Annotated in this window: 11 protein-coding genes and 1 pseudogene; 4 read left to right on the forward strand and 8 right to left on the reverse strand. The window is 61.7% G+C overall.

What is annotated here, in order from left to right; all coding sequences use genetic code 11:
* Positions 1-6: 6 nt before the first annotated feature.
* Positions 7-1,695 carry an ABC transporter ATP-binding protein gene (locus tag ACVWZ4_RS08285; RefSeq protein ID WP_456740060.1) on the reverse strand — a complete coding sequence of 563 codons (1,689 nt, stop codon included), beginning with the start codon at positions 1,693-1,695 and terminating at the stop codon, positions 7-9.
* A gap of 685 nt (positions 1,696-2,380) precedes the next feature.
* Between ACVWZ4_RS08285 and ACVWZ4_RS08290 the strand changes: the two genes are divergently transcribed.
* Positions 2,381-3,706 carry an NAD(P)/FAD-dependent oxidoreductase gene (locus tag ACVWZ4_RS08290; protein WP_456763474.1) on the forward strand — a complete coding sequence of 442 codons (1,326 nt, stop codon included), beginning with the start codon at positions 2,381-2,383 and terminating at the stop codon, positions 3,704-3,706.
* 113 nt (positions 3,707-3,819) lie between these two features.
* Positions 3,820-4,296, forward strand: coding sequence for an Lrp/AsnC family transcriptional regulator (locus ACVWZ4_RS08295; protein ID WP_027544593.1), 477 nt, complete (start codon positions 3,820-3,822; stop codon positions 4,294-4,296).
* 16 nt (positions 4,297-4,312) lie between these two features.
* Here ACVWZ4_RS08295 and ACVWZ4_RS08300 read toward each other — a convergent pair whose 3' ends face one another.
* Complete coding sequence (locus ACVWZ4_RS08300) at positions 4,313-5,689, reverse strand: aminotransferase class III-fold pyridoxal phosphate-dependent enzyme (RefSeq protein WP_456740062.1); 1,377 nt, start codon at positions 5,687-5,689, stop codon at positions 4,313-4,315.
* Positions 5,690-6,033: 344 nt separating this feature from the next.
* Here ACVWZ4_RS08300 and ACVWZ4_RS08305 point away from each other — a divergent pair, with 344 nt between their 5' ends.
* Positions 6,034-6,723: a haloacid dehalogenase type II gene (locus ACVWZ4_RS08305; RefSeq protein WP_456705144.1), complete on the forward strand. Its 690-nt coding sequence runs from the start codon at positions 6,034-6,036 to the stop codon at positions 6,721-6,723.
* Between the two features lie 132 nt (positions 6,724-6,855).
* On the opposite strand, the gene ACVWZ4_RS08310 is transcribed toward ACVWZ4_RS08305, so the two are convergent.
* From ACVWZ4_RS08310 to ACVWZ4_RS08325, 4 genes are all read right to left on the reverse strand, one after another.
* Positions 6,856-8,313 (reverse strand): NAD-dependent succinate-semialdehyde dehydrogenase, encoded by a 1,458-nt coding sequence (locus ACVWZ4_RS08310; RefSeq protein ID WP_456740063.1) that lies wholly within the window; start codon positions 8,311-8,313, stop codon positions 6,856-6,858.
* Between the two features lie 219 nt (positions 8,314-8,532).
* Positions 8,533-8,889 carry a cupin domain-containing protein gene (locus ACVWZ4_RS08315; protein WP_092226994.1) on the reverse strand — a complete coding sequence of 119 codons (357 nt, stop codon included), beginning with the start codon at positions 8,887-8,889 and terminating at the stop codon, positions 8,533-8,535.
* A gap of 13 nt (positions 8,890-8,902) precedes the next feature.
* Positions 8,903-9,826: a 2-hydroxyacid dehydrogenase gene (locus ACVWZ4_RS08320; protein WP_456740064.1), complete on the reverse strand. Its 924-nt coding sequence runs from the start codon at positions 9,824-9,826 to the stop codon at positions 8,903-8,905.
* 238 nt (positions 9,827-10,064) lie between these two features.
* On the reverse strand, positions 10,065-10,307 hold the full coding sequence (locus tag ACVWZ4_RS08325) for a hypothetical protein (protein ID WP_456790517.1): 243 nt from the start codon (positions 10,305-10,307) through the stop codon (positions 10,065-10,067).
* Between ACVWZ4_RS08325 and ACVWZ4_RS08330 the strand changes: the two are divergent.
* Positions 10,224-11,040 (forward strand): annotated as a pseudogene (locus tag ACVWZ4_RS08330) (GNAT family N-acetyltransferase). The gene ACVWZ4_RS08325 and the pseudogene ACVWZ4_RS08330 sit on opposite strands and share 84 nt — an antisense overlap.
* A 213-nt stretch (positions 11,041-11,253) precedes the next feature.
* On the opposite strand, the gene ACVWZ4_RS08335 reads toward ACVWZ4_RS08330, so the two are convergent.
* Both ACVWZ4_RS08335 and ACVWZ4_RS08340 read right to left on the reverse strand, forming a co-directional pair.
* Positions 11,254-12,066: an ATP-binding cassette domain-containing protein gene (locus ACVWZ4_RS08335; RefSeq protein ID WP_456701108.1), complete on the reverse strand. Its 813-nt coding sequence runs from the start codon at positions 12,064-12,066 to the stop codon at positions 11,254-11,256.
* Positions 12,042-13,124: an ABC transporter permease gene (locus ACVWZ4_RS08340; RefSeq protein ID WP_456740066.1), complete on the reverse strand. Its 1,083-nt coding sequence runs from the start codon at positions 13,122-13,124 to the stop codon at positions 12,042-12,044. The genes ACVWZ4_RS08335 and ACVWZ4_RS08340 overlap by 25 nt, the downstream gene beginning before the upstream one ends.
* Between the last annotated feature and the right edge of the window lie 66 nt (positions 13,125-13,190).

Raw genomic sequence — 13,190 nt, forward strand, 5'->3', positions numbered from 1 at the left:
GCCTCCTCATTTGTGGCTATGTCCGGCAAGGGTCGATTGGCTTCCAGCGGCGCGGGCGCTGCTTTGCCGCTCGCCGGGGATGGCAGCGACGAGTTCGCGCGTGTAGGCGGATTTCGGGTTCAGGAAGATCTGCGACGGCGGTCCGTGCTCGACGATCTGGCCTCGATGCATGACTGCGATTTCGTCGCAGATCTGGCTGGCCACACGCAAATCGTGCGTGATGAACACCATCGATACGCCGGTCTCTCGCTGAACCTGGTCCAGCAGCTTCAAGATCTGCGCCTGGATCGATACGTCGAGTGCGGAAACCGCTTCGTCCGCTATCAGCAGCTTCGGCTTGAACATCAGCGCCCGGGCTATGCCGATGCGCTGACGTTGACCACCCGAGAACTCGTGGGGATAGCGATCGAACGTTCCCGCATCCAGGCCGACATGGGCGAGGAGCTCTCGCGCCTGCTCGCAAGCCAGCTTGTGAGGCGTCCCGTGCGCAATCGGACCAACGGTCAAAATTTGCCCCACCGTCGACCGCGGATTGAGCGAGGCAAAAGGATCCTGGAAAATCATCTGGATCTTCGGCCGAAGCGGCCGAAACTCGGCTTCGGACAACCGGGCAATATCGCGTCCCTCGAACAGGATGGAGCCGCTGTCGCTGTCGAGGAGTTTGATCAACAGTCGCCCGAGCGATGATTTGCCGGAGCCGCTTTCTCCGACGACGCCCAGGGTGCGTCCCGGCGAAAGGTCGAACGACGCGCCATTGACCGCGGGTACGATCCGCTGCCTACCGAACAGCGCACTGCCGCTGCGATAGGTCTTGACCAGGCATTCGACCTTCAGAATGGGGGACGGGGCCGCAGCTTCCGCCGGGAGGCGGTCCTTGCCCGTCAGATGCGGCACGGCCGCGATCAGGCGGCGCGTGTAGAGATGACTCGGGGATTTCAGCACCTGCTCGGCGCTCCCCTGCTCCACGCAATGTCCCTTCTCCATCACCACGACGGAATCGGCAATCTCCGCCACGACTCCGAAATCATGGGTAATGAACATCACGCTCATTCCCTTGCGGCGTTGGATATCGCGGATCAGATGCAGGATCTGGGCCTGGGTCGTCACGTCGAGGGCGGTGGTCGGCTCGTCCGCGATCAGGATCGTAGGCTCCAAAGCCAGAGCCATGGCGATCATCACCCGCTGTCGCTGCCCGCCCGAGAGCCGGAACGGATATTGATGATACATGAGCGGCGGATCCGGCAGGCCCACCTCGATCAGCAATTCCACGGCGCGACTACGACGGGATTTCGGCGTCCCCACGCCGTGCGCCGCCATCACTTCCTCGATCTGCGCGCCCACGGTCATCAACGGATTGAGCGCGGACAGCGGGTCCTGAAAGATCATCGAGACGATACGGCCACGGAGGTCTCGTAGCCTCTCCTGCGAGAGTCCGACCAGATCCATCCCTTCCAGACGGATTGCTCCCGAGGACACGCGGATCGACCTGGGCAACAGCCCCATGATCGCGTTGGCCGTGACCGATTTGCCAGATCCGGATTCTCCTATGATGCAGAGGATCTGACCGCGCCTCAATTCGAAGGAGACGTTCTCGACCGCGTGCGCCCGCTCCATGCCCGCCGGCAAGCTCACGGTCAGGTCGCGGACCGCGAGTACCACATCTTCCGAGGCTACAGGCTGGGGAGCAGAGGTCATTTGAGCATTCTCCCCTTTCAACAGCGTCCTGATATCCGGTTGTTGGTCGGCTCTTCGGCCCCGTTTGCCGCCACTACGCTCGGACAGGTCAACAACTCGTCGGTCATTCTGCCATTCTCCGCGCGATGAATCCGACATGATTCAGAGTGCTGCTCTACCGGCAAAGGCGTCGCCGAGCGCGGCCCATCAGTCGAGGGAACCGCTCGAACAATGAATCGAGGTCCGAGTGCCTGCCATTGGCGTCTCGCTGGATCGCTTCGGCAAAGGTCTCCTCCCAGACAAGGCTCATCAAGCGTCACCTTTTAAACTTTGCCCTTTGATCGACATTGATCCGGTATTCGCGAGTCTGACTGCTTCAATCACCCCGGAGTCGCCGAAACGCGCCGGATAGGCAGCACGAACTTCTAAAAACGAAGCCCGTTTTGGCATTTCGGTCTGCGGCTGCCAGGGCTGCCGATGCAGGCGCGGGGTTGGGGCAAGCCGCCGACGACGAAGGGCTGATCCGATTGCAGAGACTATCCATTGGATTCCTCGCCTACGACTTGCCGCGCCAGCGAAGCATCCCGCAACAATTGCCTATGCCAAAAGCAGCAAACCGCAGGATATTCCGCCCGAGCCTGAAAGTCCGCTGCGTGTCTGCCGAACCTCCTCGGATACGATAGAGCCATATGGAGATTCCTGCCCAATGAGCGCGCCGCTCCTGCATATCGAATCCAGTCCGTCCCTGCCTCGTGAGGCGGACGTCGTCGTCATCGGCAGCGGCGTCGTGGGCGTGTTCACGAGCTACTATCTGGCGCGTCGCGGCCTCAAGGTTGCCTTGCTCGAAAAGGGCCGCGTCGCCGCCGAGCAGTCCAGCCGCAACTGGGGATGGTGCCGCCAACAGAACCGCGATGCACGCGAGTTGTCGCTTGCGACCAAGAGCCTCGATCTCTGGGAACGAGTTGCCCAGGAAACGGGTGAAGACACCGGCTTTCGCCGCTGCGGCCTGTTGTATTTGTCGAACGACGAGAATGAGCTGGCAGGCTGGGCCAAGTGGCGAGACTTCGCCAGGACCGTCGGCGTCACGACGCATATGTTGAGCTCGGAAGAGGCGAGCGGTCGGGGCAAGGCGACGGGTCGCAAGTGGAAGGGCGGCGTCTTCTCGCCGACGGACGGGACGGCAGATACCTCAAAGGCAGTGCCCATTGCCGCGCGTGCGATCATGGCGGCCGGTGGGACGGTGCACCAGCAATGCGCGGCGCGCGGCTTGGAGCTCAGTGGTGGCCGGGTCAGCGGGGTCGTAACCGAAGCCGGCACGATCCGGACCAAGACAGTGGTCATGGCAGGAGGTGCGTGGGCATCGTCGTTCTGCAACCAGCTTGGAATTCGCTTCCCGCAGGCGTCCGTGCGCCAGTCCATTCTCGCCGTGGCTCCTGGTGCTGACGGCCTGCCTGATGCTCTTCACACCGGGCTCGTCTCGCTCACCCGGCGGGGCGATGGCGGATACACGCTCGCCATCAGCGGGCGTGCGCGAGTTGACCCAACGCCGCAGCAATTCAGATTCGGACGCGAATTCCTGCCTCTGTTCGCGCGTCGGTGGCGAAGTCTCAGCCCTGGGGCTTTCGAGGGGCTGCGGCAGGGCCACGAGACTCTGGCTAAATGGGGACTGGATGAGGTGACGCCGATGGAGCTGAACCGGACGCTCGATCCGCGCCCCGACATGAAGCAGATTCGCGCGACGCATCGACGAGCCTGCGAGCTCGTGCCGGAACTTGAGCGCGTCGAAATCTCGAATGTCTGGGCCGGCTACATCGACAGCACGCCGGACGGCATCCCCGCCATCGGCGAAGTTCAGTCGATTCCAGGTTTCATCCTGGCCGCAGGATTCAGCGGCCACGGCTTCGGGATCGGCCCAGGCGCCGGGCACATGATCGCAGACATCATTACGGGCAGTGCGCCCATCGTCGACCCACACCCCTACAGGCCGGAGCGGCTGAAAATGAGCGCCTGGGGCAAAGTCAGTGACTTCTAGAATCCAGTTTCCGCCCTTGGTTGGGAAAAAATGCCGATTGATGCTATGACAATGCATATGACGCTGAAGCAAAACCTCGACGCCGTGGTCGGCCTCCATCTCATGGCAATGCTATGAAGCTCGACAAGATCGACATCAGGATTTTGTGCGAACTGCAGAAGAACGGGCGGATCTCCAACGTCGAGCTCGCAGAGCTGATAAACCTTTCCCCGAGCCCCTGCCTGATGCGCGTCAAAAGGCTCCAGACGGAGGGCTTCATTACCGGCTATTCCGCCCAGATCGACGTTGCCAAGCTCGGTCAGACCTTGACGGTCTTCGCGGAAATCACGCTCAAGAATCATAGGCAAATCGATTTCGCCCGCTTTCTCACGACGATCGAGAAAATCGATTCCGTCGTCGAATGCCATCTGGTTTCGGGCGGGTATGACTATCTCGTCAAGTTCATCACCGCAGGGATCAGCGAATACCAGGCGGTCATGGAACGCCTGGTGGAGATGGATATCGGCATCGACAAGTACTTCAGCTTCGTCGTGCTGAAGTCGCCGATCGTGAAATCCCATCTGCCTCTCGAAAGCATATTCAACGGCTAGAGGACGGGCGCGGTGCTTAGCCTTTCATGGCCGCGCGGACGTCCTTGTCTTGGAGCGTCTGGTCGAGCGTGGCCTTTGTCCGCTCGATGATGGCCTCGATGTCCGCATCCGTGCAGCAGAGCGGCGGAGCATAACCCAACACGCCCTGCGCGAAGGCGCGGATGACGAGGCCGTTGTCCCAAGCGCGATCGAAAATGCGGCGCGCCGCGTCTGCTTCCGCCGGCAGGGGCGTCTTGCGTTCCTTGTCGGTAACGAGCTCGATTGCGGCCAGCATGCCGCGGCCCCTGACATCGCCGACAAGCGGATGATCCGCCAGCGCGCGAAGACCTTCCATGAGACGGTGCCCGGCCTTGCGGCCGTTCTCGAGCAAGCCGTTTTCGTAGAGGTCGAGGCACGCGAGCCCGACGGCCGCGCTGACGGGATGCGCGGAATAGGTGTAGCCGTGACCGACCGCCGCCTTGCCGGCGCCATCGGCAATGGTGTTGTAGACGCGGTCCGACATCAGAACGGCCCCCATCGGCACATAGCCCGACGTCAGTCCCTTTGCCGTTGTCATGAGATCCGGCACGACGTCATCCTCTTCACAGGCGAAGAGCGGACCGGTTCGGCCAAAGCCGGTGATGACCTCGTCGGCAATGAACAGAACGTCATGCTCCTTGCAAACCGCGTGCATGGCCTTCAGCCAGGACGGCGGCGGAACGAGGACGCCTCCCGAGCCCTGTATCGGCTCGGCATAGAAGGCAGCAACACGATCCGCGCCCAGTTCGGCGATCTTCGCCCGCAGGGCCGCGACGGACGCATCGATGATCGCCCGCGGCTGGGGACCGACCGGATTGCGATAGGCATAGTGCGACGGGATCTTGTGCTGCCAGCTATGGGGCACCCCGAAACCCGCATGAAAGGCGGGCAGCGCCGTCAGGCCAGACCCTGCCGTTGACGATCCATGGTAGCCATACTCGAGTGAGATGAACTGGTCCTTCTGTGGCGTGCCCTTGGCGTGATGGTAGTAGCGGATGAACCGGATCGTGCTGTCGACGGCATCGGAGCCACCCAGCGTGAAATAGATGTGGTTGAGATCGCCGGGCGCCAGTTCAGCCAGCCTTGCAGCCAACCGGATAGCCGGGTCGGAGCCCAACCCGAAATAGCCCGTCGCATAAGGCAGTTCGCGGAGCTGCCTCGTGGCCGCTTCAACGATGCTATCCTGTCCGTAGCCCGCATTGACACACCACAGGCCGGCGAAGCCGTCGAGCAATTGGCGGCCCGAGACATCGGTCAGTGTCGCGCCCTTCCCTGACTTCAGTACGCGGACGCCAGTCGCCTCGTGGCTGCGATACGATGAGACCGGATGAATCAGATGGGCGCGATCGAGTTCAATCAGCGAGTTGCTCAACATGTCGTCCTCCAGATCAACTGCAGCGCCTGTGCAGCCAGCGCGATGCTTTCGCAGTCAACATAGGATGACCAAGACAGCAGTTGCTCCCACGCTAGACATGGACGAAGAGCATTTTGACTGCCATTGACGATCGGCGCCGCATGTTATGCCGGCATCGGGCTGCGTCAGGCATTGGCGCTCACGTCGGCGGGCGTCTTTTCGTGCAACTCTCTGCCATGGCTCCGATCCGATACGACACAATCTGCTCCCGGTCGCCGCGACGGCGGTGCTTTATCCGGTCGTCTGCGCGCTATGATCCCTGTCGTACCGGAATGCGGTGCGTGAGGACCGAGAAGGATCGAGTCATGGCAACTTTCAGACCCAAGTACATCACTTTCGACTGTTACGGCACGCTGACCAATTTCGACATGGCCGGCGCGGCAAGGCGAGTCTACGGCTCTCAACTTTCTGCCACGACGATGGCAAGTTTCATCAAGGATTTCGCTGCCTATCGCCTGGACGAGGTTCTTGGCGCGTGGAAGCCGTACTTCGAGGTCGTGCATAATTCGGTAGAGCGCGCGTGCAAGCGCAACGGTATCGTATTTCGGCCCGAGGATGCCCAGCGCATCAATGAGGAGGTCCACACATGGGGTCCACATCCCGACGTCCCGGCGGGTCTGGCCAAAGTTGCCAGGGAGATTCCGTTGGTCATCCTATCGAACTCCATGAAGAATCTCATCATGTCGAACGTCGAAAAGCTCGGCGCTCCGTTCCACATGGTCATCACGGCGGAGGAAACCGGCGCCTACAAGCCGCAGATGAAGGGCTTCGAATACATGCTGGACAAGCTGGGCTGCGGGCCGGAAGACATTACCCACGTCTCCTCCTCCTTCCGCTACGACCTGATGACCGCCTACGATCTCGGCATCAAGAGCAAGGTCTGGGTGAACCGGGGTCATGAGCCAGCGAACCCGTTCTATGAATACACCGAGGTCGCTGGCATCGATGGGCTTGCCGGGGCCGTCGGCTTGGAGCCCCTTCGCAAAAGCGCGTGAGCGCAGTTCTCTTCGGGATCTCTCGCGGCAACTTCAGTTCTTGGAAACCTTCGATAGAGATCTGTGCTGCAAAGGAAAAAGGGGGCGGTTCAGCCGCCCCCTTTTCTTGTTTCAGATTACCCGATGGACCGCTCAGTCCAGACCGCCGACATGGAGCGCCTTGGTCTCGAGATATTCTTGTATCCCGAGCTGCGATCCCTCGCGTCCCAGTCCCGACTGCTTGACACCACCGAACGGCGCAACCTCTGTCGAAATCAGGCCGGTGTTCAGGCCAACCATGCCGAACTCCAGCGCTTCGGCGACACGCCAGGAACGCTTCAGGTTTTCAGTGTAGAAATACGCCGCAAGGCCGAATGGCGTACCGTTTGCGATCGCAATCGCCTCGTCCTCGGTCTCGAACCGGAAAAGCGGAGCGACCGGCCCGAAGGTCTCCTCCGACGCGAGTAGCATCTCGGTCGTCGCGCCACCAAGCACGAGAGGCCGGGCATATTGCCGCCCCTCCGGCACGGCTGCGCTCTGCGAGATGATCTTTGCCCCCTTATCCAGGGCGTCGACCACGTGCCGCTTGATCTTCTCGATCGCCGCGCTGTTGATCATCGGCCCGATTGCGACCCCCTCTTCCGTACCGGCACCGACCTTCAATTTCGCGACCCGGCCGCCGAGCTTCTCGGCGAAGGCATCGTAGATGCCGGATTGAACGAGAATGCGATTGCAGCAGACGCAGGTCTGCCCGCCATTGCGGAATTTTGACGCAATCGCCCCCTCGACCGCCCGGTCGATATCGGCGTCGTCAAAGACGATGAACGGCGCGTTGCCACCCAATTCGAGACTCAGCCTCTTGATGTTGTCGGCGGCGCCCTTCATCAGCAGCGCGCCGACACGCGTGGAGCCGGTGAACGAAATCTTGCGTACGGTTTCGTTGGCCATCAGCTCCGCGCCAATGTCCGCCGGCATGCCCGTCACGATGTTGATCACGCCCGCTGGAATGCCGGCCCGCTCAGCCAGAACGGCGATGGCGAGAGCTGAAAAGGGCGTAAATTCGGATGGCTTGATGACGACTGTGCAGCCCGCGGCAAGCGCGGGTGCCACCTTCCGCGTGATCATCGCGTTGGGGAAATTCCAGGGCGTGATGATCCCGCAGACGCCGACCGGTTCTTTCAGCACCAGAATGCGGCGATCAACGGTCGGCGCCGGGATTGTCGATCCGTTGATGCGGCGGGCCTCTTCCGCAAACCATTTGACGAAGGAGGCCCCGTACCGGATCTCTCCAAGCGATTCAGCAAGCGGCTTGCCCTGCTCCAGCGTCAGCAGCAGCGCCAAATCCTGCTCATGGCGTCGCATGAGCTCATACCAGCGCTCCAGCAGCGCAGCACGTTCCGCGTGAGCCTTCGTCTTCCAAGGCTTGAACGCAGCGGCCGCGGCGTCGATTGCTGCCCTGGTCTCGTCTCGACCCATGTCAGGGATGGTGCCAAGCACTTTCTGGCTTGCAGGATCGATGACGTCAACGGTGGCTTGCGTGCTCGCATCCCGCCAATTGCCGCCGATCAGCGCCTGCTGGCGAAACAGGTCTTTGTCCTTCAATGCAATCATGGGCTTGCTCCTTGCCTTCACCCGACCTCGCCGTCGGTGCCTGGAATTGCGTTTGGCGAGGCGAAGCCGTTTCATGCGAGCAGTACAGGACCGCACGCCGCATTTTTCATCGAGAATGAAGTGACTGGCCGCGTTGAATCTGGTCGGACGCGGCTTCGCAAGTCGAAAATTCTGAGGACCGCTTAACAGGACCGCTTAACAGCGGTCCTCGCCATCGTCTCAGTCATAATGGCAGACGTAGATCTTCCGCACGGTTTCGATCGTGCGCCAGACGCCGACAAAGCCGGGTTTCATCACGAAGCTGTCGCCGGCGCGGTACCTCCTGACCTCGCCGCCTTTTTCCTCGATTTCGATGAGGCCCGAGATGATGTGGCAGAACTCGAAGGTGGTGCCCTTGATGGAATGGGTCTCGCCCGGCGTGGCTTCCCATACGCCGGTCAGCACCTTTTCGCCTTTCGAGGCGTCCTGTGCCCAGGTCTTGAAGGAAGGATTGCCAGAAATGAGCCGTTCCGGGGCAGGCAGGGCGTTCTTCGGTGCGAAATCCGGATTGGTATCGATGGTAACCAGAAGCGACATGGCATTCTTCCCGTTAGTAGCCGAGTGTTCGATCGACGAGGCCGATCGGATCCAGTCCCGCGCGGTGGCGCCGGATGTTCTCTATGACGGATTGTGCCGCCGTATCCGCTTGAGTCACGGACGCGATATGTGGCGTGATGATCACCTTCGGATGCGACCAGAGTGGATCATTCTCTGGCAATGGCTCGGGATCGGTGACGTCGAGCATGGCGGCCGCGAGATGCCCGTTGTCGAGCGCTTCGATGAGTGCACCGTGGTCAAGCTGCGGGCCGCGGCCGACATGGAGCAGCCTCGCTCCAGCCGGCAAAAGCGAGAAGAGCCTTGCATTCAGGATGCCGCTCGTCTGCCCCGTCAGGGGCAGAAGACAGACCAGGATATCCGTTCCTTGCAGGAAACTGTCGAGCTGGTCCTCGCCATGGAAGCAGGTGACACCGTCGACCTCTTTCTTGCTGCGGCTCCACCCTGCGAGCGGAAATTGAAAGGGCCTCAAGCGGTCGATCGCGGCTTGCGCCAGCATCCCAAGGCCCAGGAAGCCCACGCGCCGACCGGTCGGCTGAACGCTTGCAAGGGCTTGCCATAGGCCCTTTCTCTGCTGCTCCCGGTAGGCCGGCATCTCGCGATGGAGCGTCAGCACGCCGAGCACGACATATTCCTGCATCATGCGTATGATGCCGTCTTCAACCATGCGCACGAGTTTGACGCGGTCGGATATGGTCTCCGACTTGAATTGGTCGACCCCAGCACCGATGGAAAAAAGCACTTCCAGATTTCGAAACCGCTCGACATGATCGGGTACGTTCCAGGTCAGCAGGTAGCGTACCTTTGCCGGATCAACGCATTCACCGGAATGATAGAATTCGAGATCAGGGAGCTCGCGCGCAAAGGCCTGCCGGAAGATTGCCCCTCGAGCAGCATCGGAATTGAAAAGGAACGCCATCGATCTCAGGTCCTCGCCCGGGATGCTGGGCGTTGAGACCGGCCCGGCCGACCACCGAAGGCTGGCAGGGCGGCGCCTCCAGCGAAGGCTTCAACATTCACTGGGGCTCACCCTGCCTGCTGTTGCCGGATATCGATAGGCCGCAACCAGGAGCTTTCCCTGCTGAATCGACTTGCGCTGGCGGCGGAACATTCCGAATACCGCCTGCCAAACAGGCGAAACCTGCTGGCCTTCCGCGTTATGCTGCTGCAAAACGGGCTTGTGCAGCACGCAGCAGAAGGCCGGCGAGGGCGATAGGCCGAAAGCGTGTTGCCGCAAGGAACGGATGAGCTGAATGGGACGAACGGTACGCGTGAAGTCCTTTGAACTGGCGGCCAAGGACATCGACGACGTTGATGTGAAGCTCCTCCACGCGCTTTCGATCGGTGTCGGCTGGCCGCATCGACCCAAGGATTGGGACTTTTTGCGCCGCATCGGTCATGGCATCGTCGCCGTTGATGGCATAGGGCGCGTGTTCGGCAGCGCGATGTGGTTCCCTTGTGGCCAGGAATTCGCGACCATCGGCCTGGTGATCACATCGCCCCGAACCCAGGCACAAGGAACCGGCCGCTGGCTCATGGAGCAAGGTTTTCGAGCGGTGTGGCGATCGGAATTTGACCCTCAATTCAACCCATGCCGCCTATCATCTGTATCTGTCGCTGGGGTTCACGAAGGAAGCCACCGTGTATCAGTGGCAAGGCGACGTCGTCTCACCCCCTCCGCCGGTGCCGGCTCTGGCCGGTGAATTGAGCTCGCTTTCCGCTGCGAACATCGCAGAGATCGCGGCACTGGATGAGCGCGCGTTCGGAACTAACCGGCAGAAGGTGCTCGCATTGCTTTCTGAAGGTGCCTCAATCTCGGTTTTGCGCCGCGGCGGGGAGGCCGTCGGGTTTTCCATGAAGCGCGAATTCGGGCGCGGTCATGTGATCGGCCCCATCATCGCCAGCAATGATTGTGATGCGATCCATCTCACGGCGGTGCATCTCAAAGATCTCGCGGGGCAATTCGTCCGCGTCGATACGCGGGAGCAGACAGGTCTGTTTGCCGACTTCCTTCAACAGAGCCGCCTCGGGATAGCCGAGACCGTCACAACGATGTCTAAGGGTCGGCGATTCCTGAACCGAAAGGAAAACGAGCCGTGGGTGTACGGGCTAGCCGGTCACGCGTTGAGCTGAGACTCTGAGGCGAAGCTCCGTGCGGGGCTGATCTCCATGGTGCCGATCGCGGCGCCGCCGCAGAGCTCAAGGTCTGGGACGGGATGTGCCATTGCTGTCAGCTCTTCGCACCGATGCCCGGCGAGGGCATGGCCTCGATCGAGGAGGCTGCGAACTTTGCGCGAATGCACCTGAAGGCGTAGGCGTCGCCGGCCGGAAGTCAGAAGTCACACATCAGGCTGCCGCTTCGGCCGGCGCGCGCGCGCCGGTCATGAAGGCGACGGCATCCGACATCGTATAGGACTTTGGATCGATCACAGTGAGCCGCCGGCCGAGCCGATGGATGTGGATACGATCGGCGATCTCGAACACGTGCGGCATGTTATGGCTGATCAGGACGACCGACAAACCTCGCCGCCGCACGTCGAGGATCAGTTCGAGCACACGACGGGATTCCTTGACCCCGAGCGCCGCAGTCGGTTCGTCCAGGATCACCACGCGCGAGCCGAAGGCCGCAGCCCTTGCCACCGCTACGCCCTGGCGCTGCCCGCCCGATAGCGTCTCGACGCGCTGATTGATGTTCTGCACCGTCATGAGGCCAAGCTCCGTGAGCTTCTCGCGGGCTATGCGCTGCATGGCTCTGCGATCGAGCATGCGGCAGACCGTGCCGAGTGGTCCCGTGCGACGCAATTCGCGCCCGAGAAACATGTTGTCGGCGATCGACAGACTCGGAGACAGCGCCAACGTCTGATAAACCGTCTCGATGCCTGCAGCCTGCGCATCGAGAGGCGAGCGGAACGCGACGGGCTTGCCTTCGAGCCTGATCTCGCCCGCATTGGGAACGAGCGCTCCGGACAGCGCGCGGATCAGCGAGGATTTTCCCGCGCCGTTATCTCCAATGACGGCGAGGATTTCACCGGGGTAGAGATCGAAATCGGCATCATCGAGCGCGGTCACACGACCATAGCGCTTGACGAGACCGCGCGCTTGCAGAACCGGCTGGGGAGTGCTGGTTTCAATGCTCATGCCGACACCTTGCGAATCCATTGATCGAGGGCCACGGCGACGATGATCAGCCAGCCGACTGCGAATTCCTGCCAGAGCACGTCGACATCCGACAGCGCGAGCCCGTTGCGGAATACGCCGACGATCAGGGCGCCGATCAGCGTGCCGATGATCGAACCGCGGCCGCCGAACAGGCTGGCGCCGCCGACCACCACGGCCGTGATGCTGTCGAGATTGGCGGTCTGGCCGGCTTGCGGGCTGATCGAGCCGATGCGCCCGATCAGCGCCCAGGCGCCGAGCGCGCAGATCATGCCGGCGATCACATAGACGGCGAAGAGGATACGGCCGGTCCGGATACCGGCCAGCCGCGCCGCATCGGGATCGTCACCCACCGCGTAGAGGTGACGTCCGAAGGCAGTGCGGTTGAGCACGAACCAAATGAACCCAACCAGCCCCAGCATGAAGAATGAGCCGTAGGTGAAGCGCGCGCCGAACACATCCACCGGCGTTCCGAGTGCCTGCAGCAGCGGGGCGGCTTTCGCCACGTCCTGCGAGCGGATGGTCTCGGACGCCGAGTACCAGAGATTGAGGGCGAAGAAGATCGACCAGGTCCCAAGCGTGACGATAAAGGGCGGCAGCTTGAGGCGCGTCACCAGCACGCCGTTCATCGCCCCGCAGCCCGCGCCCACGGCAAGACCGATCAGCAGCGCCAGCGGCGCCGCGAGCCCCATTGCGATCGCAAGCTTGCCCATGATCACGGAGCACAGCACCATGACGGCGCCGACCGACAGATCGATGCCTGCGGTGATGATGATCAGCGTCTGGGCAACCCCGATCACGCCGATGATCGTCACCTGCTGAATGATCAGCGACAGATTGAACAGCGACAGAAAGCGCGGCCCGACGATCAATCCGAACACCGCAACGCTGAGCAGGAGCACGATCGCCGGGACCGCCGTGGGATTGGCGTGGAGAAGGTGCTGCAGTTTCTGCAGCGGCGATCTCGCACGGACCTCGAATTCGGCCACGCGGTTTTCGCTCTTGTCGAGCACGAGCTCGAAAGCCTGACCACCAGGGTGGGCATTTCCGATTTCGGTCATCACCGGTTTCCTCATTGCGTACCGAGCCAGCTTCGGAGCGGACGTTTGCGGCATTCTCAGGCGCCC

This window comes from Bradyrhizobium sp. USDA 4472 (assembly GCF_054058595.1).